Origin of the sequence: Citrobacter sp. H12-3-2 (genome assembly GCF_009649895.1) — a bacterium.
GTDB lineage: Bacteria > Pseudomonadota > Gammaproteobacteria > Enterobacterales > Enterobacteriaceae > Citrobacter > Citrobacter portucalensis.
This window is the reverse complement of the sequence record NZ_CP045837.1, coordinates 841,549-864,677: the sequence shown is the minus strand read 5'-3', so window position 1 is coordinate 864,677 and position 23,129 is coordinate 841,549. Positions and strand designations below refer to the sequence as shown.

Here is a 23,129-nt window from a genome sequence, read left to right as displayed (position 1 = left end):
TGTTTTTTGGATGTAACAAATCACATTAGCGCTATTTTGTTATATCGTGACATTTATCTTTCCTTTGTTAGACTCAAAATCAGATTGTATTAATTTGAGACTGAGCGCAGATGAAAAAACTTACCTTACCAAAAGATTTTTTATGGGGCGGCGCGGTTGCGGCGCACCAGGTTGAAGGCGGCTGGAACAAAGGTGGCAAAGGCCCCAGTATTTGCGATGTACTGACCGGTGGTGCGCACGGCGTTCCGCGAGAAATCACTCAGGAAGTTGTGCCCGGTAAGTACTACCCCAACCACGAAGCCGTCGATTTTTACGGTCATTACAAAGAAGACATTAAGCTGTTTGCCGAGATGGGCTTCAAATGCTTCCGTACCTCAATCGCCTGGACGCGTATCTTCCCCAAAGGGGATGAAAGCCAGCCGAATGAAGAAGGGCTAAAGTTCTACGACGACATGTTCGATGAACTGCTGAAGTACAACATCGAACCGGTCATCACCCTTTCCCACTTTGAAATGCCGCTGCACCTGGTTCAACAATACGGTAGCTGGACCAATCGTAAAGTCGTCGATTTCTTTGTCCGATTTGCTGAAGTCGTTTTTGAGCGCTACAAGCACAAGGTCAAATACTGGATGACCTTTAACGAGATCAACAACCAGCGCAACTGGCGCGCACCGCTGTTTGGTTATTGCTGCTCCGGCGTGGTGTATACCGAGCATGAAAACCCGGAAGAAACCATGTACCAGGTGCTGCATCACCAGTTCGTGGCCAGCGCTCTGGCAGTGAAAGCCGCACGCCGCATCAACCCGGAAATGAAAGTCGGCTGCATGCTGGCGATGGTGCCACTTTACCCGTTCTCCTGTAAGCCTGAAGATGTGATGTTCGCGCAGGAATCGATGCGTGAGCGCTACGTTTTCACCGACGTTCAACTGCGCGGCTACTATCCATCATATGTACTGAACGAGTGGGAACGCCGCGAATTCAACATCCGAATGGAAGCCGGAGATGAGCAAATCCTGCGTGAAGGCACCTGTGACTATCTCGGATTCAGTTACTACATGACCAACGCGGTAAAAGCGGAAGGCGGCAGCGGCGATGCCATTTCTGGTTTTGAGGGCAGCGTACCGAACCCGCACGTAAAAGCGTCCGACTGGGGCTGGCAGATTGATCCGGTCGGTCTGCGTTACGCCTTATGTGAACTGTATGAGCGCTATCAGAAACCGCTATTTATCGTAGAAAACGGATTTGGTGCCTACGACAAAGTGGAAGAAGACGGCAGCATCAACGACGACTATCGCATCGACTATTTGCGCGCCCACGTTGAAGAGATGATGAAAGCGGTAACCTATGATGGCGTAGACCTGATGGGCTACACGCCGTGGGGCTGCATCGACTGTGTCTCGTTCACCACCGGTCAGTACAGCAAACGTTACGGCTTTATCTACGTGAACAAACACGACGACGGCACCGGCGATATGTCGCGTTCACGCAAGAAAAGTTTTAACTGGTACAAAGAGGTGATTGCCAGCAACGGCGAGAAACTTTGATTTTTTGCCGGATGGCGGCGTATACGCCTTATCCAGCCTACAGATTAAATTCCCGTAGGCCGGATAAGCATAGCGCCATCCGGCGATTAAATCCTACTTCCCGCCAGCCAGTTCCAGAAAACTGCCCGTTACGTACGACGCCTTCTCGCTCAGCAGCCAGGTAATCGCCTGCGCGACCTCCTCCGGTTGTCCTCCGCGCTGCATAGGCAACATCGATTTCACGCGATCGACCCTTCCCGGCTCGCCGCCTGAAGCGTGCATTTCAGTGTAGATAAGACCAGGTCGCACGCAGTTTACGCGGATCCCTTGCGCTGCAACCTCCAGCGCAAGGCCGGTGGTGAGCGTGTCCACAGCGCCTTTTGAGGCCGCGTAATCAACATATTCGAATGGCGCACCAAGCCGCGATGCCGCCGAAGACACATTCACAATCGCCCCGCCTTGCCCTCCGTGTTTGAACGACATCCGCTTTACCGCTTCCCGACAACACAAAAAATAGCCGGTAACATTGGTCGCCAGCACGCGGTTAATTCTTTCGGCGGTTAGGCTTTCCACCGTGCTCTGTTCAAACAAAATCCCGGCATTATTCACTAACGCAGTCAGTGGTTCACCTTCGCGGTCAATAGATTCAAACATTGCCACAACCTGGCTTTCATCGCTGATATCAGCCCGTAGAGCAAACGCCTTTCCCCCGACAGCGACAATAATATTCACCACCTCCGTTGCCGCACGGATATTGTGATGAAAGTTAACCGCAACCGTGTAACCCTCTTGCGCTAACTGCAGCGCGGTTGCCCGCCCGATGCCGCGACTGCCGCCAGTAACCAGTGCGATTCCCATGGATACCTCCAGATATGAAAAAGCCGGGAGGCGACTTCGCCTTACCCGGCCTACAAAAGCTTTACTGCGCGGAAAAGTTACTGATATTCGCTCATCGGCACGCAGGAGCAGAACAGGTTACGGTCACCGTAAACATCATCAAGGCGTTTCACGGTCGGCCAGTATTTGTTCGCCACACCAGCCGGGAAGACGGCGATTTCGCGGCTATAACCGTGATTCCACTCCGCGACCAGCTCGTTTTGCGTGTGCGGTGAGTTAACCAGCGGGTTATCTTCCAGTGACCATTCACCGGCTTTCACGCGATCGATTTCAGCGCGGATTGCCAGCATCGCATTGATAAAGCGATCAAGTTCCACTTTGCTTTCAGATTCAGTCGGTTCAACCATCAGGGTACCCGCGACCGGGAATGACATAGTCGGCGCATGGAAACCGTAATCGATCAGACGCTTGGCAATATCCAGTTCGCTGATGCCGGTCTCTTCTTTCAGTGGGCGAATATCGAGAATGCATTCATGCGCCACGCGACCATCGCGACCGGTATACAGTACCGGATAAGCATCTTTCAGACGGCTGGCAATGTAGTTAGCGTTAAGGATAGCTACCTGGCTTGCCTGCTTCAGACCTTCTGCACCCATCATACGGATGTACATCCAGCTGATTGGCAGAATGGATGCGCTACCGAACGGCGCCGCTGAAACTGCGCCCTGACGGGTGAGCATTCCTTCAATCTGCACTACGCTGTGACCCGGTACAAACGGTGCCAGATGTGATTTGACGCCAATCGGTCCCATACCTGGGCCGCCGCCGCCGTGCGGAATGCAGAATGTTTTATGCAGGTTGAGGTGCGAGACATCTGCGCCGATAAAGCCCGGCGTGGTGATCCCAACCTGAGCGTTCATGTTCGCGCCATCGAGGTAAACCTGGCCGCCAAACTGGTGTACAACGTCGCACACTTCACGGATCGTTTCTTCATACACGCCGTGAGTAGACGGATAGGTCACCATGATGCAGGAGAGATTCGCAGCATATTGTTCTGCTTTTGCTCGCAGATCGTCCAGGTCGATGTTGCCGTTCTTATCACACGCGACAACCACAACCTGCATCCCCGCCATCTGTGCGGATGCCGGGTTGGTGCCGTGGGCAGAAGCCGGGATCAGACAGATATCGCGATGGCCTTCGTTACGGCTTTCGTGATAGTGACGAATCGCCAGCAGACCCGCATATTCGCCCTGCGCGCCGGAGTTCGGCTGCATGCAGACGGCGTCATAACCGGTCAGTTTTACCAGCCACTCGGAAAGCTGGCCGATCATCTGGTGATAACCTTCTGCCTGCTCTGGCGGGCAGAACGGGTGAAGTTCAGCGAATTCCGGCCAGGTGATAGGGATCATCTCGGCGGCAGCGTTCAGCTTCATGGTGCAAGAACCCAGCGGGATCATTGCCTGGTTCAGCGCCAGATCTTTGCGCTCCAGCGAGTGCATGTAGCGCATCATTTCGGTTTCGCTGTGATAGCGATTAAACACCGGATGGCTGAGGATCGCATCGTCACGCAGCATGCTGTCCTGAATGGAACGGCTGTCGAGCGCCACATCTTTATCCAGCGTATCGATATTCAAACCGTGGCTGTCGCCCAGCAGAACATTGAACAACTGCACCACGTTTTCACGGGTGGTGGTTTCATCGAGCGTAATACCTACCGCGTTATGGATATCGCTACGCAGGTTGATTTCTGCCGCTTCGGCACGCGCCAGAACAGCCGCTTTGTCGGCCACTTCAACACACAGAGTGTCGAAGTAGTGCGCATGGCGCAGCTTCAGCCCTTTCTGCTGCAAACCGGCCGCCAGAATATCAGTCAGGCGGTGGATGCGATTAGCGATACGTTTCAGGCCAACCGGACCATGATAAACGGCATACAGGCTGGCGATGTTGGCCAGCAGAACCTGCGAGGTACAAATGTTGGAGTTCGCTTTCTCGCGGCGGATATGCTGCTCGCGAGTCTGCATCGCCATGCGCAGTGCGGTATTGCCCGCCGCATCTTTCGATACGCCGATAATACGGCCTGGCATGGAGCGTTTGAATTCGTCTTTAGCGGCGAAGAATGCCGCGTGTGGGCCGCCGTAACCCATCGGTACGCCGAAGCGTTGCGCAGAGCCGAAAACAATATCCGCGCCCTGTTTGCCCGGTGCAGTCAGCAGTACCAGCGCCATAAAGTCGGCAGCAACACTGACCACAACTTTACGGGATTTCAGCTCGGCAATCAGTTTGCTGTAGTCGTGCACTTCACCGGTAGTGCCAACCTGCTGCAACAGCACGCCAAACACATCCTGGTGATCCAGCGCTTTCGCCGCGTCATCAACAATGACGTCAAAGCCAAAGGTCTCTGCACGGGTGCGAACCACGTCCAGCGTTTGCGGGTGAACATCAGCCGCCACAAAGAAACGGTTGGCATTTTTCAGTTTGCTGACACGTTTGGCCATCGCCATGGCTTCAGCAGCCGCAGTGGCTTCATCCAGCAGAGAAGCGGAAGCCATATCCAGGCCCGTCAGGTCCAGTGTGACCTGTTGGAAGTTCAGCAGAGCTTCCAGTCGTCCCTGGGAGACTTCCGGCTGATACGGCGTATATGCGGTGTACCAGCCTGGGTTTTCCAGCATGTTACGCAGAATAACCGGTGGCAACTGCACGGCGGTGTAGCCCATGCCAATGTAGGACGTGAAGCGCTTGTTACGCCCGGCGATGGCTTTTAATTCAGCCAGCGCAGCGTATTCGGTCGCCGCCTCGCCCACCTGTGGCGGGGTTGCGAGCTGAATGTCTTTCGGCACAATCTGGCCGATCAGCGCGTTTAACGACTCGGCGCCAACCGCATTCAGCATCTCTTGCTGCTGCGCGGCGTCCGGTCCGATGTGGCGTTCAATGAAAGCGCCGCTGTTTTCAAGCTGGCTTAACGTCTGTGTCATGGGCGATGGTTCCTGAAACGTGCAGTGAATCGTGATTGTCTCTAACTCAATTGCCCGGTGGCGCTGACGCTTACCGGGCCTACATAAAACCGTAGGCCGGATAAACGCAGTGCCATCCGGCACAATCTTATTCGTCTTCCAGTAATGCCTCGTACGCAGTGGCATCCAACAGCGATTCAATTTCGCTTTCATCGCTGGCTTTGATTTTGAAAATCCAGCCGCCCGCATACGGTTCGCTGTTGACCAGTTCCGGGGAGTCGCTGAGCGCATCGTTAACCGCAACAATCTCACCGCCTACTGGCGCATAGATATCGGATGCCGCTTTTACGGACTCCGCAACGGCGCAATCATCGCCCGCGCTGACGGTGGCGCCAACTTCTGGCAGGTCAACGAAAACCATGTCACCTAACAGCTCCTGAGCGTGTTCGGTGATACCAACGGTGTAAGAGCCGTCAGCTTCTTTGCGCAGCCATTCGTGTTCTTTGCTGTATTTCAGTTCTGCAGGTACGTTGCTCATCAATCAATCTCCAAAAAAGGATGAATTACGCGACGGCTTTGCCGTTACGCACAAAAACAGGTTTAGTCACTTTTACCGGCATTTCACGGTTACGGATCTGTACGATCGCAGTCTCACCGATACCCGCAGGCACGCGCGCCAACGCGATGCTGTAACCCAGGGTTGGGGAGAATGTGCCACTGGTGATAATGCCTTCATGCTGGTTGCCAGAAGCATCGGTGAAACGCACTGGCAGTTCATTACGCAGCACGCCCTTCTCAGTCATCACCAGCCCGACCAGCTGTTCGTGGCCTTTTTCGCGCTGCATTTCCAGTGCTTCACGACCAATAAAGTCGCGGTCGGCAGGTTCCCACGCAATGGTCCAACCCATATTGGCTTCCAGCGGAGAAATCCCTTCGTCCATCTCCTGACCGTACAGGTTCATACCCGCTTCCAGACGCAGGGTGTCGCGCGCGCCGAGACCACAAGGTTTGACACCAGCCTGTACCAGCGCACGCCAGAAATCTGCCGCTTTTTCATTCGGCATGGCGATTTCATAGCCTGCTTCGCCGGTATAACCGGTGGTTGCGATAAACAAATCACCCGCCTGAACGCCAAAGAACGGCTTCATACCTTCTACCGCATGGCGCTGTTCGTCAGTAAACAACGTGGCTGCTTTTTCCTGCGCATTTGGCCCCTGCACCGCAATCAGCGACAGGTCGTCACGAACGGTGATGTCGATGGCGTAAGGTTCAGCGTGTTGGGTAATCCAGGAGAGGTCTTTTTCGCGGGTGGCGGAGTTTACAACGAGGCGGAAGAAATCTTCAGTGAAGTAGTAGACAATCAGGTCATCTATCACGCCGCCCGAAGCGTTGAGCATCCCGGAGTAGAGGGCTTTACCCGATTTCGTTAGCTTCGCAACGTCGTTTGCCAGCAGATAACGCAAGAACTCCCGGGTGCGGCTACCGCGCAGGTCGACGATGGTCATATGCGACACATCAAACATTCCGGCGTCGGTGCGAACAGCATGGTGTTCATCGAGCTGAGAACCGTAATGCAGTGGCATCATCCAGCCATGGAAATCGACCATGCGCGCGCCACATAGCGTGTGTTGTTCGTACAAAGGAGTCTGTTGAGCCATCTTTTCCTCGTTGAATAAGCGGGGCTACCAACTCTTTCGCGGTGAAATTTTCGCCACGAAACCCAGCACCGCAGCCGCTCCAGGGGCTACGACGCAAACGTTCTCTTTGTCCTGAACTTACCACCGAAACAGACGCTAAACCATAAGTCAAAATTAACCATCACATTAGCTTATGGCGAAAAACAGCCAGATCGCCAACAGAATAAAACTCCATACATATAGCAATCAATCAGAACAACAAACAAAGATAAGCGCAAAATTACAGCGCCAATCCACATTAAATGTGGAAAAAATGTCAAAAATGGCGTTATGAAAAAAACGTAATATTAGAAAAACTAATGCGAAAAAAGGCGTGGAATTAGATTATTTCAAATGAGAGAAGCACCCCGGCGCGAAGGCCGGGAGAGGAAAGTGTGACGGGTCTCAAACTCTTAAGATTGTCCTTACGGACACTAACGTAACCACTCGGGAAGATCGTTCAGTCCCATCGCCTGACGGATGAGTTGTGGTTTTACGCCCGGGAGGGTATCGGCCAGTTTCAGCCCAATATCGCGTAGCAGTTTTTTCGCCGGATTCTCGCCTGCAAACAGTTCACGGAAACCCTGCATCCCCGCCAGCATCAGCGCTGCGCTGTGCTTACGGCTGCGCTCGTAGCGGCGTAAATAGAGATACTGCCCAATATCTTTGCCCTGACGCTGTAGCCGCTTAAGTTCATCGATCAGCTCCGCCGCATCCATAAAGCCAAGGTTAACCCCCTGACCCGCCAGCGGGTGGATGGTATGCGCCGCATCCCCAACCAGCGCCAGACGATGGGCCGCGAACTGGCGAGCATAACGTCCCGTCAGCGGAAACGCCTGACGTTCGCTTTCAAGGCTGCACTGCCCCAGACGATTATCAAAGGCGATATTCAGCGCCTGATTAAACTCGTCAACGCTTGCCTGCTGCATACGTTCTGCTTCCTGCGGCGAGAGCGACCAGACGATAGAACACAGGTGTGGATCGCTGAGTGGCAGGAATGCCAGGATCCCCTCGCCATGAAACGCCTGACGCGCAACCGCACCGTGAGCTTCCTGCGTACGGATAGTCGCCACCAGCGCATGATGACGGTAGTCCCAGAAGGTGAGCGGAATGTCCGCTTTATTGCGCAGCCAGGAATTAGCACCATCGGCACCGACGACCAGACGCGCCGTCAGCATTGCGCCATCTTTGAGGCTCAGAAATGCCTCGTTCTCGCCCCAGGCCACCTGCTGTATTTCAGCTGGCGCCATCAGCGTAATATCCGCTGAACGCTGCGCCTTTTGCCACAACGCATAATGGATTCCTGAGTTTTCAACGATGTGGCCCAAATGGCTGTAACCCATGCTCTGGTCATCAAATTCAATGCGTCCAAAGCTGTCTTTGTCCCAGACTTCCATGCCGTGGTAGCAGCAAGCGCGACGGGCAACAATGTCGGACCAGACGCCAAGACGGGTAAGCAGTTTTTCGCTGGCTGCATTAATGGCCGAAACGCGAAGCTGAGGAGGTGCATCCGCCGCCAACGGCTGCGGAACATGTTGTTCTAATACAGCAACGCGCAACCCACTGCCCTGCAGGCCGCAGGCAACCGCCAGCCCCACCATGCCGCCACCAACAATTGCTACATCAACACTTTGCACTGTTTGTACCTCGAAACCTGTAATCCGTAGGCCTGATAAGCGCAGCGCCATCAGGCATTTTTGCGGGGACCCTTGCCGGATGTCGGCGTTGCCTTATCCGGCCTACAGGTCATATTTATCGTGCAACCCAACCCAGGGTCCGCTCCGCCAGCGCATCGCGCGCAGGGGTGAATAATTCCATCGCCATCAACCCGACATTGCGCCCAACAACCAGCGGGGCCCAGTGATTGGCAAACAAATACACTAAATTGTTGGTCACACCAATCGTCGTCTCGCGATCGCGCTCGCGGCGCTGCTGATAGCGTGCCAGCACCGCATAATCACCCACATCTTCCGCGCCGTTCTGCGCCTGCGTCAACGTCTCAGCAAGGCTCATTACATCGCGCAGGCCAAGGTTGAAACCTTGCCCGGCAATGGGATGCAGCGTCTGGGCGGCGTTCCCTACCAGCACGGTACGATGGGTAATCGCTTTCAGCGCCGTAGTTAACGAAAGCGGATAAGCGCTGCGTTTACCAGCCTGGGTAATACGTCCCAGTCGCCAGCCAAAAGCGGTTTGCAGTTCACGGCAAAACTGTTCGTCGGACCAGGCCATGATCTCATCACGCTGCTCCAGCGGATGGCACCACACCAGCGAGCAGCGACCGTCAGACATTGGCAGCATTGCCAGCGGGCCATATTGCGTGAAGCGTTCAAACGCTCGCCCATCGTGCGGTACAGAGGTCGTGACGTTGGCAATCACCGCCAGTTGCTCATAAGGCTGTTGCAGCCAGTCAACACCGCAGGCAGTCGCCAGTGCGGAACGCGTGCCGTCAGCAGCCACCAGCAGGCGACCGGTAATCATCTCGCCATTCTCCAGCGTCACTTCAACGTGCTCCTGCGTGCGCGACACGCTGGCTACGCGGTCGGGGCAGTGCAATGTGACGCCCGGTGCTTTGCGCAGCAGCGCAAACAGACGCAGCCCGACGTCGTGCAGTTCTACCACCTGGCCCAGAGCCGGAATACGGTATTCCTGCGCATCCAGCGTCACAAATCCGGCATGGCCGCGATCGCTGACGTGAACCGTTTTAATGGCCGTTGCGCAATCGGCAATCGCCTGCCATACGCCAATTCGCGCCAGCTGTTGGCAGGTACCTGCCGCCAGCGCGATCGCCCGGGCGTCAAACCCGGGATGGCGGTCAGTTTCAGGTTCGCTCGCTTCTATCAGATGAACCGGCAGAGTCCCATGACTGAGCTGGGAAATGGCCAGCGCCAGCGTCGCGCCAACCATACCACCACCAACGATAATCACGCTCATTGCAGTCGCGCCGCAGCCATTAAGGCTTCAATGTCATCAGCTTTCTTCACTACGCTGGCGGTCAGGTTTTCATTGCCGTCCTCGGTGATGAGGATGTCATCCTCAATACGAATACCGATACCACGATAGGCCGGTGGTACATCGGCATCCGGTGCGATATACAGTCCCGGTTCGACGGTGAGTACCATTCCCGGCTCAAGAATACGTGAGCGGTCCTGACCATAAACGCCGACGTCGTGCACATCCAGACCCAGCCAGTGACTTAGACCATGCATAAAGAATGGGCGGTGCGCATTTTCGGTAATCAACTGATCGACATCACCGTGCAGAATGCCAAGCTTCACCAGGCCCGTAATCATGATACGCACCACTTCGCCAGTGACTTCCTGAATGGACGTTCCGGGACGATACAGACGCAGGCTGGTCTCTAAGGATTCCAGTACGATATCGTAGATTTCACGCTGCGCTGGGGTAAATTTACCGTTTACCGGGAAGGTACGCGTAATGTCACCCGCATAGCCTTTGTATTCGCATCCAGCGTCAATCAGCACCAAATCGCCATCGCGCATTTCACTTTCATTTTCGGTGTAATGCAGGATACAGCCGTTTTCACCGCTGCCGACAATCGTGTTATAGGACGGATAACGCGCGCCATGACGGGTAAATTCATGGTGAATCTCCCCTTCTAACTGGTATTCAAACATTCCCGGACGGCATTTTTCCATCGCGCGGGTATGCGCCAGTGCGGTGATTTCTCCGGCACGACGCATGACCGCAATTTCTTCCGGTGATTTGAACAGGCGCATTTCATGCACCATCGGACGCCAGTCGATAATCGCGGCAGGCGCGTGCAGATTTTGTCTGGAGCCTTTGCGCAGTTTATCCAGCGCCGTGCACACAATCTCGTCTGCCCAGGCATACTCGCCCTGGGCGTGGTATACCGCGTCCAGACCATTGAGCAGCAAATACAGCTGTTGGTTGATTTCACTGAAGGCCAGCGCCCGGTCAACGCCAAGTTTTGCCGGGGCAGCATCCTGGCCCAGACGGCGGCCAAACCAGATTTCCGCCGTCAGATCGCGAACCCGATTGAACAAAACGCTGTGGTTATGAGTGTCATCACTTTTAATCAGCACCAGCACGGCTTCAGGTTCGTTAAAACCGGTGAAGTACCAGAAATCACTGCTTTGGCGGTAAGGGTATTCACTGTCCGCACTACGCGTCGCTTCCGGTGCGGCAAAAATCAGCGCGGCGCTGCCGGGCTGCATTTGTGCCAGTAAAGCCTGGCGACGACGCTGGAATTCTTGCTGAGATATCTCGCTCATCACACTCTCCTTTGCGTTTCGTTCTTAGTGCAGAGTCGGTTTACGGACTTCCGGCGCGGTCGGCTGCTGACGCGTAAACGTGTCATGGCACAGCAAGGCGGCTACGCGCACGTATTCGATGATCTCTTCGAGCGACATTTCCAGCTCTTCCTGATCTTCGTCTTCGTCATATCCCAATTGAGCGATATTGCGCAGGTCGTCAATCGCTTCCCCGGTTTCGCCGGTCACTTTGTCGAGCTTCGGCTGCGTGACGCCAAGGCCCAGTAAAAAGTGGTTTACCCATCCCGCCAGCGCATCGGCGCGATCAAACACGCTGACGTCATCCCCTTCAGGCAGATAAAGCTGAAAAAGGAAGCCGTCGTCTTCGAGGGCATCACTGGTGGCTGAGTGCATTTTCAGCAGCGCCTGAGCCAGCTCATGACCAAAGGCCAGACCTTCGTTCGTCAGGTCGTGCAGCAGCGGCTGCCATGAGCTGTCGTTGTTTCCGCCACAAATCATTCCGCTTATCAAGCCGTGCATTTCGGCCGGGGTTAATCCAGCCCCTTGTTGGTTCAAAAACTGGCTAACTTCGTTGTAACCAGGCATTTCGTTCTGTATAGACATAAGCATTCGTCATCAAAGGGAGGAATATTCATGATATGCTACCACTTTGGACCCTGGTGGACCAGAAAAGGGCTTGTATCTTGATACCAGGGTAGCTATAGTGTCGCCCCTTCGCGGACCCACGGTCTGGAGACGAAGGCAGCGCAGTCAATCAGCAGGAAGGTGGCATGTCTGCACAACCCGTCGATATCCAAATATTTGGCCGTTCACTGCGAGTGAATTGCCCGCCTGAACAAAGGGATGCGTTGAATCAGGCTGCGGACGATCTCAATCAGCGATTGCAAGATCTGAAAGTTCGCACTAGAGTCACAAATACTGAGCAGTTGGTTTTCATCGCCGCGTTGAACATCAGCTATGAATTAACTCAGGAAAAAGCGAAGACGCGTGAGTACGCGGCGAGCATGGAACAACGTATTCGGATGCTACAACAGACCATCGAACAGGCGTTGCTTGATCAGGGTCGCATAACCGAAAAAACGGGCCAAAACTTTGAATAACACTTTTCGGTTTACTGTGGTAGAGTGACCGTGAAGACAAAATTTCTCTGAGATGTTTGCAAGCGGGCCAGTCCCCTGAGCCGATATTTCATACCACAAGAATGTGGCGCTCCACGGTTGGTGAGCATGCTCGGCCCGTCCGAGAAGCCTTAAAACTGTGACGACGCATTCACCTTGAACCAAGGGTTCAAGGGTTACAGCCTGCGGCGGCATCTCGGAGATTCCCTTCTACCTGGCAACAGCCATGACATTACTTTCTGAACTTCCTTTATCCCGGCAAGAAATCCGTCAACTGATTCGGCAGCGTCGTCGCGCGCTTACTTCCGAACAGCAACGACAATACGGTCAGCAAGCCGCGACCCGAATGCTCAGTTATCCCCCTGTTGTACTCGCTCATACCGTGGCGGTATTCCTCTCGTTCGATGGCGAACTCGATACCCAGCCGCTAATAGATCAGCTGTGGCGAGCAGGCAAGCGCGTCTATCTTCCAGTTCTTCACCCCTTCAGCCCTGGCAACCTGCTGTTCCTGCACTATCATCCGCACAGCGACCTGGTAACCAATCGCTTAAAGATCCAGGAACCACGGCTTGATGTACGTGACGTATTGCCGCTCTCACAGCTGGATGTACTGATTACGCCGTTAGTGGCATTTGATGAGGTCGGGCAACGCCTGGGTATGGGCGGTGGATTTTACGATCGAACGCTTCAAAACTGGCAGCAGCATAAGATCCAGCCCGTAGGCTACGCGCACGATTGTCAGCGAGTGGAAAAGCTACCTGTCGAAGAATGGGATATCCCGCTGCCTGCGGTGGTGACGCCGTCCAAAATCTGGGAGTGGTAGCTTTTTTACCAATTGCGGCAAGGCTCGAAAACAGAATGTATGCGTGACAGGAAGAGATTTTGAGGCCGGGAAATCAGAGGAAAGATGGGCAGGTCAACCGCCTGCCCATGTAGAGGAAATCAGTACAGCAGACGAGCGCGAATGGTTCCCGGAAGGGCTTTCATCGCCAGCAGCGCTTTCTCTGCCACATCTTCATCCGCTTCAATATCAATAACCACGTAACCTACCTGTGCGGAAGTCTGCAGATACTGCGCGGCAATGTTGACGCCCTGCTCGGCAAAAATCTGGTTCAGCGCAGTCAGTACGCCCGGACGGTTTTCGTGAATGTGCATCAGACGACGACCGCCGTGCAGCGGCAGCGAAACTTCCGGGAAGTTAACTGCAGACAGCGTAGAGCCGTTGTCGGAATACTTGGTCAGTTTCCCAGCCACTTCCAGACCAATGTTTTCCTGTGCTTCCAGCGTTGAACCACCAATGTGCGGCGTCAGGATCACGTTGTCGAAATCACACAGCGGCGAAGTGAAAGGATCGCTGTTGGTTGCCGGCTCGGTTGGGAATACGTCGATTGCTGCCCCTGCCAGGTGCTTGGTCGCTAACGCGTCGCACAGCGCAGGAATATCAACAACTGTGCCGCGTGCGGCGTTAATCAGCAGCGCGCCTGGTTTCATCAACGCAATCTCACGCGCGCCCATCAGATTTTTGGTGGAGGCATTTTCCGGTACGTGCAAACTGACCACGTCGCTCATATTGAGCAGGTCGGAAAGATGCTGCACCTGCGTGGCGTTGCCGAGCGGGAGTTTATTTTCAATATCATAGAAATAGACGTGCATCCCCAGCGATTCCGCCAGAATGCCTAGCTGAGTACCAATGTGACCATAACCGATGATCCCCAGTTTTTTGCCACGCGCTTCAAACGAGCCGGTAGCCAGTTTATTCCACACGCCGCGGTGTGCTTTGGCGTTAGCTTCGGGTACGCCGCGTAGCAGCAGCAGCAGTTCGCCAATCACCAGTTCCGCAACGGAACGCGTGTTAGAGAATGGTGCGTTAAACACGGGGATACCGCGCTTTGCCGCAGCGCTGAGATCAACCTGGTTGGTGCCGATACAGAAGCAGCCAATCGCGACCAGTTTCTCTGCGGCGTCAATCACATCTTCAGTCAGATGGGTACGGGATCGCAGGCCAATGAAGTGGGCATCACGGATGGACTCTTTCAGTTGTTCAGTGTCCAGAGCGCCTTTATGAAACTCGATGTTGGTATAACCTGCTGCACGAAGGCTTTCGAGCGCTTTTTGATGCACGCCTTCAACCAGCAGAAATTTAATCTTATCTTTCTCCAGTGATACCTTTGCCATTTCCCCGACCCTGTCTTTTTTTGTTCAAACTGATGTGTTGTGTGTGGGATTTTCATCCGTCTCTTCAACATATCAAAAAATAATATTGCGGCAATATGAACGTTTGCGTCGCCGTGCTGAAGAAATGTCATTCAGAGAGAAATGTCAGAGGAAAATACTGGCGATAACTTTTTCTTTGGAGAGATCGGCAGGACAATATTATAAACGTGACACAAGTCACCAAATTTGCCCTGCCAAAATTTTTTTAACGGGAGAAGACACTCCCGTCAGATCATTTTACGATAGTTTTCACGCCGTCTGGCGTACCGATCAGCGCAACATCCGCACCACGGTTGGCAAACAGACCGACGGTTACCACGCCCGGAATCGCATTGATGGCGTTTTCCATCGCGATGGCATCGAGGATCTCCAGACCGTGTACATCAAGGATCACGTTACCATTGTCCGTCACTACGCCCTGACGGTATTCAGGACGACCGCCCAGCTTCACCAACTGGCGAGCCACAGCGCTGCGCGCCATTGGGATCACTTCAACCGGCAGCGGGAAGTTACCGAGAATATCGACTTCTTTGGACGCGTCGGCAATGCAGATAAATTTCTTCGCCACGGAAGCAATAATTTTTTCACGGGTCAACGCAGCGCCGCCGCCCTTGATCATCTGCATGTGGCCGTTGATTTCATCCGCGCCGTCAACGTATACGCCGAGGCTGTCCACTTCGTTAAGATCGAACACGTGGATACCGAGGCTTTTGAGTTTTTCGGTTGAAGCGTCCGAACTGGATACCGCACCTTCAATCTGACCTTTCATTGTGCCCAGCGCATCAATAAAGTGTGCGGCTGTTGAACCTGTACCTACGCCCACAATGGTACCGGGCTGTACATACTGAAGTGCCGCCCATCCTACTGCTTTTTTCAGTTCATCCTGCGTCATGATCGTTTCGCCTGTGGTGTGAATATGGTGGGAAAATTCACGCGCATTATAGAACATTGTGCAGAAAAATGTCCCCACACCCGCTCGCAAGCGGCGGATTTCGTCTTTACCCAACCTAAATTTGTGTCATAGTGCAGAACAAGCAAAATTTTCAGGAGTGCGTCAAAGCAATGAAACGTCCGGACTACAGAACACTACAAGCACTGGATGCGGTTATTCGTGAACGAGGATTTGAGCGCGCGGCGCAAAAGCTGTGCATCACGCAATCCGCGGTTTCACAGCGCATAAAACAGCTTGAGAATATGTTCGGACAACCGCTGCTGGTGCGTACCGTACCACCACGCCCAACCGAACAGGGGCAGAAACTACTGGCGCTTTTGCGTCAGGTTGAACTGCTGGAAGACGAGTGGCTGGGTGATGAACAAACCGGCTCGACGCCGCTGCTGCTCTCACTGGCGGTGAACGCCGACAGTCTGGCGACCTGGTTGCTTCCGGCGCTGGCTCCGGTACTGGCAAATTCGCCGATTCGGCTGAACCTGCAGGTTGAGGATGAAACCCGAACTCAGGAACGTCTGCGTCGTGGTGAAGTGGTCGGTGCGGTGAGTATTCAACATCAGGCGCTGCCAAGCTGTCTGGTGGATAAACTCGGCGCGCTGGACTACCTGTTTGTTGGCTCGAAACCTTTCGCCGAGCGTTATTTCCCTAACGGCGTCACCCGCTCTGCCCTGCTGAAAGCCCCGGCGGTAGCGTTTGACCATCTTGATGATATGCACCAGGCGTTCCTGCAACAAAACTTCGACCTGCCGCCAGGCAGCGTGCCGTGCCATATCGTTAACTCGTCTGAAGCCTTCGTTCAACTGGCGCGCCAGGGAACCACCTGCTGCATGATCCCCCACTTACAGATTGAGAAAGAACTGGAAAGCGGCGAGCTTATCGACTTAACACCGGGCCTGTTCCAACGCCGGATGCTGTACTGGCACCGTTTTGCACCGGAAAGTCGCATGATGCGCAACGTCACCGATGCGCTGCTGGCCTATGGTCACAACGTACTGCGTCAGGATTAAACCGCTCATAACCTCAGAGTGCCGGATGGTGGCGTAACACCCTATCCGGCCGACAAGCCTTTTACCCTATTTTCATGCTATTCCCGCCACGTCTTTGAAATAAATCACAAAATCAAACACGCCACGCGGCAAAAAACGACGCCCTGTTGGCTATTTTTTGCTGGCGACAAGCCAAATGAAAAAGCTCACCGTATTCGCAAAGATTCAACTTATTGCGTAATACGGAGCAAAAAATGGCAAACGTGCAGGAGTGGCAAACACTCGCCAATAAAGAACTCAGTCGACGGGAAAAAACCGTCGAGTCGCTGGAAAGACAGACGGCGGAAGGGATTGCCATCAAGCCGCTGTACACCGAAGAAGACCTCGATAATCTGGAAGTCACGGGCACCCTTCCCGGGCTGCCGCCTTACGTGCGTGGCCCGCGCGCCACCATGTATACCGCGCAGCCGTGGACCATTCGTCAGTACGCCGGTTTCTCAACCGCCAAAGAGTCCAACGCCTTTTACCGCCGCAACCTCGCCGCCGGACAAAAAGGACTTTCCGTCGCCTTTGACCTTGCCACCCATCGTGGCTATGACTCTGACAACCCACGCGTGGCGGGTGACGTCGGTAAAGCAGGCGTGGCGATCGATACCGTCGAAGATATGAAGATACTGTTCGACCAGATCCCGCTGGATAAGATGTCAGTATCGATGACCATGAACGGCGCGGTTCTACCTGTGTTGGCGTTTTATATCGTCGCTGCAGAAGAACAAGGCGTAACGCCGGAACAACTCACCGGGACCATTCAGAACGATATTCTGAAAGAGTACCTGTGCCGCAACACCTACATTTATCCACCAAAACCGTCCATGCGCATTATCGCCGACATCATCGCCTGGTGCTCTGGCAACATGCCGCGCTTTAACACCATCAGCATCAGCGGCTATCACATGGGGGAAGCCGGAGCGAACTGCGTGCAGCAGGTAGCGTTTACGCTGGCAGACGGTATTGAATACATCAAAGCTGCACTCTCCGCCGGACTGAAAATTGATGATTTCGCCCCGCGCCTGTCGTTCTTCTTCGGCATCGGCATGGATCTGTTTATGAACGTCGCCATGCTGCGCGCGGCGCGCTATTTGTGGAGTGAAGCGGTCAGCAGCTTTGGCGCGACCAACCCGAAATCTCTCGCTCTGCGTACCCACTGCCAGACGTCTGGCTGGAGCCTGACCGAGCAGGATCCATATAACAACGTGGTACGAACCACTATTGAAGCACTCGGCGCTACGCTTGGCGGCACCCAGTCGCTGCATACCAACGCCTTTGATGAAGCGCTCGGTCTGCCCACCGATTTCTCCGCCCGTATTGCGCGTAATACGCAAATCATCATTCAGGAAGAATCAGAGATCTGCCGCACCGTTGATCCGCTGGCCGGATCGTATTACGTCGAGTCACTCACCGATCAAATTGTGAAGCAGGCACGCACGATCATCAAACAGATTGACGAGGCAGGCGGCATGGCGAAAGCGATCGAAGCCGGGCTCCCTAAACGGATGATCGAAGAAGCTTCCGCGCGTGAACAGTCGCTGATCGACCAGGGTAAGCGCGTTATCGTCGGCGTCAATAAGTACAAGCTGGATAAAGAAGACGAGACGTCGGTACTGGAGATCGACAACGTGAAGGTGCGCAACGAGCAGATTGCCTCGCTGCAGCATATCCGCACCACCCGCGACAACGATGCCGTTAAAGCCGCGCTCACGGCACTGACCCACGCCGCGCAGCATAATGAAAACCTGCTGGCTGCTGCCGTCAACGCCGCCCGCGTTCGCGCCACGCTCGGTGAAATCTCCGACGCGCTGGAAGTCGCTTTTGATCGGTATCTGGTTCCCAGCCACTGCGTCACCGGGGTGATTGCGCAAAGCTATCACCAGTCAGACAAATCCGCCGATGAGTTCGATACCATCGTTGCGCAAACCGAACGATTTCTCGCGGAAAATGGCCGCCGCCCGCGTATTCTGATCGCCAAGATGGGTCAGGACGGCCACGATCGCGGCGCGAAGGTAATCGCCAGCGCCTATTCCGATCTCGGTTTCGATGTCGATCTCAGCCCGATGTTCTCCACTCCGGAAGAGATCGCCCGTCTGGCGGTAGAAAACGATGTGCATGTAATAGGCGCATCGTCACTGGCGGCGGGCCATAAAACGCTGATCCCGGAACTGGTTACCGCACTCAAAAAATGGGGCGTGAAGATATCTGCGTGGTAGCAGGAGGCGTTATTCCGCCACAGGATTACGCCTTTCTGCACGAGCATGGCGTGGCAGCCATTTATGGCCCCGGCACGCCAATGCTCGACAGCGTCCGCGATGTGTTAACCCGTATCAGTCAGCATCATGATTAATGCCGCCACGCTTGAAGATACCGTCCGCCGTTTGCGACTCGGTGAACGGGCTACGCTCGCCCAGGCGATGACGCTGGTCGAAAGCAACCATCCGCGCCACCAGCCGCTGAGTACGCAATTGCTGGACGCGATTATGCCGTTCACCGGTAACGCCCTGCGCTTGGGGATCACCGGTACGCCGGGCGCGGGCAAAAGCACTTTCCTGGAAGCATTCGGCATGCTGCTTATCCACCACGGATTACGGGTAGCGGTGATCGCCGTCGATCCCAGCAGCCCGGTCAGCGGCGGCAGCATTCTTGGCGATAAAACCCGCATGACGGAGCTGGCCCGCGCCGAATCTGCGTTTATTCGACCGGTCCCTTCCAGCGGTCATTTAGGCGGTGCCAGCCAGCGCGCCCACGAATTAATGCTGCTGTGCGAAGCGGCTGGCTTTGACGTGGTGATTGTGGAAACCGTCGGCGTAGGACAGTCAGAAACCGAAGTCGCAGGCATGGTGGATTGCTTTATCTCACTGCAAATCGCTGGCGGTGGCGACGATTTACAGGGCATCAAAAAAGGACTGATGGAAATGGCGGATCTGGTCGTCATCAATAAGGACGACGGTGATAACCATACCAGCGTTGCCATTGCCCGCCATATGTACGAATCCGCCCTGCATATTCTGCGCCGCAAATATGACGAGTGGCAGCCGCGGGTTCTGACCTGTAGCGCCCTGGAAAAACGCGGTATCGAGGAGGTTTGGCAGGCGATTAGCGACTTTAAAACGTGCCTGACCGCCAGCGGCCGACTGGAAAAAGTTCGCCAGCAGCAGGCGGTGGACTGGTTACACCAGCAGGCTGAAGAAGAAGCCCTGCATCTGCTGTTTGCCCGCACTGATTTCGACCGCTATTTCCAGCAGACGCTACAGGCCGTCAAAAACAATGATCTTTCGCCGCGCACCGGTCTGCGGCACATCAGCGAATTTATTCAGCATCATTACTTTCAATAAAGAGAACATTATGTCTTATCAATACGTCAACGTGGTCATCATCCAGAAAGTCGCGGTTATTGAGTTCAATTACGCCCGCAAGCTCAATGCCCTGAGTAAAGTGTTTATTGACGATCTGATGCAGGCGCTGAGCGATCTCAATCGTGCAGACATTCGCTGCATCATTCTGCGCGCTCCAAGCGGGGCCAAAGTGTTTTCTGCCGGGCATGATATTCATGAACTCCCTACCGGACGTCGCGATCCGCTCTCTTATGACGATCCGCTGCGTCAGATAACCCGTATGATCCAAAAATACCCGAAGCCGGTGATCTCCATGGTCGAAGGCAGCGTCTGGGGCGGCGCGTTTGAGATGATCATGAGTTCCGATCTGATCATTGCAGCCAGTACCTCCACTTTCTCGATGACCCCGGTCAACCTCGGTGTGCCGTATAACCTGGTGGGCATCCACAACCTGACCCGCGACGCTGGTTTTCACATCGTGAAAGAGCTGATTTTTACCGCTTCGCCCATCACCGCTCAACGCGCCATGGCGGTCGGGATCCTTAACCATGTCGTGCCCGTCGAGGAACTGGAAGATTTCACTCTGCAAATGGCGCACCACATCTCGGAAAAAGCGCCGCTGGCCATCGCCGTCATCAAAGAAGAACTGCGCGTGCTGGGTGAAGCGCACACCATGAATTCTGATGAGTTCGAGCGTATTCAGGGCATGCGCCGCGCGGTGTACGACAGCGAGGATTATCAGGAAGGGATGAACGCGTTTATGGAAAAACGTAAACCAAATTTTGTTGGCCATTAATCACGTCCGAGGAAGGAGACGGCCATGAAACGGATGAGCGCCGAACAGGCGGCAGAAATTATCCAGCACGATGATATGGTGGCGTTTAGCGGCTTTACCCCTGCGGGTTCACCCAAAGCGTTACCCAGCGCAATTGCCCAACGCGCCTGCGAACGGCATCAGAACGGGCAGCCTTTTCAGATCCGCCTGCTGACCGGAGCATCAATTGGCGCCGCCGCTGATGATGTTCTATCCGCGGCGGATGCCGTTTCCTGGCGTGCGCCTTATCAAACGTCATCGGGCCTGCGCGAGAAAATTAATCAGGGCCAGGTGAGGTTTGTCGATCTCCATTTGAGTGAAGTGGCGCAAATGGTTAATTACGGCTTTTTTGGCGAGATCGATGTTGCCGTCATTGAAGCCTCCGCCATTGCGCCAGATGGCCGGATTTGGCTTTCCAGCGGTATTGGTAATGCGCCGACCTGGCTGCTGCGGGCGAAAAAAGTGATCATTGAATTGAATCATTACCATAATCCGCGCGTAGCGGAGTTTGCCGACATCGTGATACCCGGTGCGCCGCCGCGGCGTAACAGCGTACCCATTTTTCATACCATGGATCGCGTAGGCAGTCAGTGCGTACAGATAGACCCCAAAAAGGTGGTTGCGGTGGTGGATACCGAGCTGCCCGATGCCGGAAATGCGGCGGATAAAACCAATCCGGTCAGCCAGCAAATTGCCGATAACGTAGTCACTTTTTTGCTGGCAGAAATGGCCCACAAACGTATTCCAGCTGAGTTTCTGCCCTTACAAAGCGGCGTGGGCAATATCAACAACGCGGTAATGGCGCGACTGGGCGAGAACCCGGATATCCCGCCCTTTATGATGTATTCGGAGGTGTTGCAAGAGTCGGTGGTGCATCTGCTGGAAACGGGCAAGATAACAGGTGCCAGCGCCTCCAGCCTGACCATTTCAGCCCCGTCGCTACAGAAGATTTACGACAACATGGACTTCTTCGCCAGCCGGATTGTGCTACGCCCGCAGGAGATCTCCAATAACCCGGAAATCATCCGTCGGCTGGGGGTTATTGCGCTCAACGTCGGTCTGGAGTTTGATATCTACGGCCATGCCAATTCCACGCACGTTGCGGGGGTGAACCTGATGAATGGCATCGGTGGCAGCGGGGATTTCGAGCGCAACGCCTACCTGTCTATCTTTATGGCGCCGTCGATTGCCAAAGGCGGGAAAATCTCCACCATCGTACCGATGTGCAGCCATGTCGACCACAGCGAACATAGCGTTAAAGTGATCGTGACCGAACAAGGGATTGCCGATCTGCGTGGGCTATCTCCGATGCAGCGGGCGCACACAATTATCGATAACTGTGCGCACCCTCTTTATCGGGATTATCTGCACCGCTATCTGGAGAAAGCGCCCGGCGGGCATATCCATCACGATCTCAGCCATGCATTCGATCTGCATCGCAACCTTCTCGAGACTGGATCGATGCTCGGCTAACTTGCGCTACCGTCACGATCTTCAGCAATATGCTGGAGCATGGTGGCGGTATAGCGATGATTTTTCAGCGAATAGAGAAACTCCTGCATATACATGGGGCTGCCGGGCGCATCGAAATACTTTAGCGTCGACGGGTTCACCAGCCGCCAGGCGAAATGAGGGATCACCGTCAAAAACTGTCCGCGCTCTACCGCGCTGATCTTGGCCATAAAGCTGTACGGACGGTAGATAATCGTCGGGTTGATCCCGCAGGGCCGCATGTATGCATCCAGCATCGCCTCAAAGTTGGCGCGATTCTGGAAGCGCATTTGCAGCCAAGGCAGCTCGCGCAGCAGATCCTGCGGCTGTTTTTCTTCGTAGCGCCGGGAAACGAGAAACCCCAGACGCAGCGGAGGCAGCTCGCTAATCGCCAGATTCTCCAGTTCCTGGACGCGGGGGGAAACGTGCTGCGGCGAGATAATAAAATCCAGTTTGCGATCGAACAGGTTATCAATCACCCCATTCTCGCTGAATTCAACGGCCTGAGCCGTCACGCCGTCATACTTATCACCAAGGCTAATCAACTGGTCAAAAATAATCGTTGGGTAGGTATTGTCGATACCGATGACGATTTCCCGCGAGCGGCGAGAGGCGTTGTGGATTTCGTTATCAATGGCAGAAAGGCGCTGATAAACGGGAAACAGCTTCTGATACAGCTCTTGTCCGGCTTTATTCAGGCTGATGTTGTTATCTTTGCGGGTAAACAGCGTATAGCCGATTTGATCTTCCAGTGCGGCAATGCTTTTACCGAAAGGCGATGCGGTCATATGTATTTTTTCTGCCGCTCTGGCGATGTTATTAGTTTGCGCCAGCAGAATGAAATTACGCATCTTTTTCGAGATAAAAATATCCATAGCGTCCCCTTAAAAATCGCTATGGCCTATCCTCATTACGGCGAAAAAAAAGACTG

18 protein-coding genes, 1 other RNA gene and 1 pseudogene are annotated in these 23,129 nt (G+C 54.4%); 9 read left to right on the top strand and 11 right to left on the bottom strand.

What is annotated here, in order from left to right; translation table 11 throughout:
• The first annotated feature begins 110 nt into the window (after window positions 1–110).
• Window positions 111–1,544 (top strand): 6-phospho-beta-glucosidase BglA, encoded by a 1,434-nt coding sequence (gene bglA, locus GHC22_RS04155; RefSeq protein ID WP_103284743.1) that lies wholly within the window; start codon window positions 111–113, stop codon window positions 1,542–1,544.
• A 93-nt stretch (window positions 1,545–1,637) separates the two neighbouring features.
• Here the strand turns inward: bglA and GHC22_RS04150 are convergent, their stop codons facing one another.
• From GHC22_RS04150 to GHC22_RS04115, 8 genes are all read right to left on the bottom strand, one after another.
• Window positions 1,638–2,381 (bottom strand): SDR family oxidoreductase, encoded by a 744-nt coding sequence (locus GHC22_RS04150; RefSeq protein WP_153752294.1) that lies wholly within the window; start codon window positions 2,379–2,381, stop codon window positions 1,638–1,640.
• Between the two features lie 77 nt (window positions 2,382–2,458).
• Complete coding sequence (gene gcvP, locus GHC22_RS04145) at window positions 2,459–5,332, bottom strand: aminomethyl-transferring glycine dehydrogenase (RefSeq protein WP_103015234.1); 2,874 nt, start codon at window positions 5,330–5,332, stop codon at window positions 2,459–2,461.
• A gap of 127 nt (window positions 5,333–5,459) precedes the next feature.
• The gene (gene gcvH / locus GHC22_RS04140; RefSeq protein WP_003026965.1) at window positions 5,460–5,849 is read right to left on the bottom strand and encodes a glycine cleavage system protein GcvH; all 390 of its coding nucleotides are present in this window, start codon (window positions 5,847–5,849) and stop codon (window positions 5,460–5,462) included.
• 25 nt (window positions 5,850–5,874) lie between these two features.
• A complete protein-coding gene (gcvT, locus tag GHC22_RS04135) occupies window positions 5,875–6,969 on the bottom strand; it encodes a glycine cleavage system aminomethyltransferase GcvT (protein ID WP_008785747.1) in 1,095 nt (364 codons plus the stop codon).
• Window positions 6,970–7,421: 452 nt separating this feature from the next.
• Entirely contained in the window at window positions 7,422–8,624 is a 1,203-nt protein-coding gene (gene ubiI, locus GHC22_RS04130; RefSeq protein ID WP_153752292.1) for an FAD-dependent 2-octaprenylphenol hydroxylase, read from the bottom strand.
• 115 nt (window positions 8,625–8,739) lie between these two features.
• Window positions 8,740–9,918: a 2-octaprenyl-6-methoxyphenyl hydroxylase gene (gene ubiH / locus GHC22_RS04125; RefSeq protein ID WP_153752291.1), complete on the bottom strand. Its 1,179-nt coding sequence runs from the start codon at window positions 9,916–9,918 to the stop codon at window positions 8,740–8,742.
• Window positions 9,915–11,240, bottom strand: coding sequence for a Xaa-Pro aminopeptidase (pepP, locus tag GHC22_RS04120; protein ID WP_048215582.1), 1,326 nt, complete (start codon window positions 11,238–11,240; stop codon window positions 9,915–9,917). Before pepP ends, ubiH begins: the two co-directional genes overlap by 4 nt.
• A 24-nt stretch (window positions 11,241–11,264) precedes the next feature.
• Window positions 11,265–11,843: a YecA family protein gene (locus GHC22_RS04115; protein ID WP_003026978.1), complete on the bottom strand. Its 579-nt coding sequence runs from the start codon at window positions 11,841–11,843 to the stop codon at window positions 11,265–11,267.
• 167 nt (window positions 11,844–12,010) lie between these two features.
• Between GHC22_RS04115 and zapA the strand changes: the two genes are divergently transcribed.
• The 3 genes from zapA (at window position 12,011) to GHC22_RS04100 (ending at window position 13,181) form a co-directional block, all read left to right on the top strand.
• Window positions 12,011–12,340 carry a cell division protein ZapA gene (gene zapA / locus GHC22_RS04110; protein WP_003026980.1) on the top strand — a complete coding sequence of 110 codons (330 nt, stop codon included), beginning with the start codon at window positions 12,011–12,013 and terminating at the stop codon, window positions 12,338–12,340.
• 41 nt (window positions 12,341–12,381) lie between these two features.
• Window positions 12,382–12,565: non-coding RNA, 6S RNA (ssrS, locus tag GHC22_RS04105), on the top strand.
• Between the two features lie 19 nt (window positions 12,566–12,584).
• A complete protein-coding gene (locus GHC22_RS04100) occupies window positions 12,585–13,181 on the top strand; it encodes a 5-formyltetrahydrofolate cyclo-ligase (RefSeq protein ID WP_003825482.1) in 597 nt (198 codons plus the stop codon).
• Between the two features lie 119 nt (window positions 13,182–13,300).
• Here GHC22_RS04100 and serA read toward each other — a convergent pair whose 3' ends face one another.
• Both serA and rpiA read right to left on the bottom strand, forming a co-directional pair.
• The gene (serA, locus tag GHC22_RS04095; protein ID WP_003825480.1) at window positions 13,301–14,533 is read right to left on the bottom strand and encodes a phosphoglycerate dehydrogenase; all 1,233 of its coding nucleotides are present in this window, start codon (window positions 14,531–14,533) and stop codon (window positions 13,301–13,303) included.
• Window positions 14,534–14,804: 271 nt separating this feature from the next.
• The gene (rpiA, locus tag GHC22_RS04090) at window positions 14,805–15,464 is read right to left on the bottom strand and encodes a ribose-5-phosphate isomerase RpiA (protein ID WP_003825479.1); all 660 of its coding nucleotides are present in this window, start codon (window positions 15,462–15,464) and stop codon (window positions 14,805–14,807) included.
• Between the two features lie 170 nt (window positions 15,465–15,634).
• Between rpiA and argP the strand changes: the two genes are divergently transcribed.
• The 5 genes and pseudogenes from argP (at window position 15,635) to GHC22_RS04065 (ending at window position 22,180) form a co-directional block, all read left to right on the top strand.
• Window positions 15,635–16,528 carry a DNA-binding transcriptional regulator ArgP gene (gene argP / locus GHC22_RS04085; RefSeq protein WP_003825477.1) on the top strand — a complete coding sequence of 298 codons (894 nt, stop codon included), beginning with the start codon at window positions 15,635–15,637 and terminating at the stop codon, window positions 16,526–16,528.
• A 233-nt stretch (window positions 16,529–16,761) separates the two neighbouring features.
• Window positions 16,762–18,905 (top strand): annotated as a pseudogene (scpA, locus tag GHC22_RS04080) (methylmalonyl-CoA mutase).
• On the top strand, window positions 18,898–19,893 hold the full coding sequence (gene meaB / locus GHC22_RS04075) for a methylmalonyl Co-A mutase-associated GTPase MeaB (protein ID WP_153752289.1): 996 nt from the start codon (window positions 18,898–18,900) through the stop codon (window positions 19,891–19,893). The pseudogene scpA and the gene meaB overlap by 8 nt, the downstream one beginning before the upstream one ends.
• Window positions 19,894–19,903: 10 nt before the next feature.
• Entirely contained in the window at window positions 19,904–20,689 is a 786-nt protein-coding gene (gene scpB / locus GHC22_RS04070; protein ID WP_008785757.1) for a methylmalonyl-CoA decarboxylase, read from the top strand.
• A gap of 24 nt (window positions 20,690–20,713) precedes the next feature.
• The gene (locus GHC22_RS04065) at window positions 20,714–22,180 is read left to right on the top strand and encodes an acetyl-CoA hydrolase/transferase family protein (RefSeq protein ID WP_048225482.1); all 1,467 of its coding nucleotides are present in this window, start codon (window positions 20,714–20,716) and stop codon (window positions 22,178–22,180) included.
• Here GHC22_RS04065 and GHC22_RS04060 read toward each other — a convergent pair.
• Window positions 22,177–23,073, bottom strand: coding sequence for a LysR family transcriptional regulator (locus tag GHC22_RS04060; protein ID WP_003026999.1), 897 nt, complete (start codon window positions 23,071–23,073; stop codon window positions 22,177–22,179). The two genes, GHC22_RS04065 and GHC22_RS04060, sit on opposite strands and share 4 nt — an antisense overlap.
• Between the last annotated feature and the right edge of the window lie 56 nt (window positions 23,074–23,129).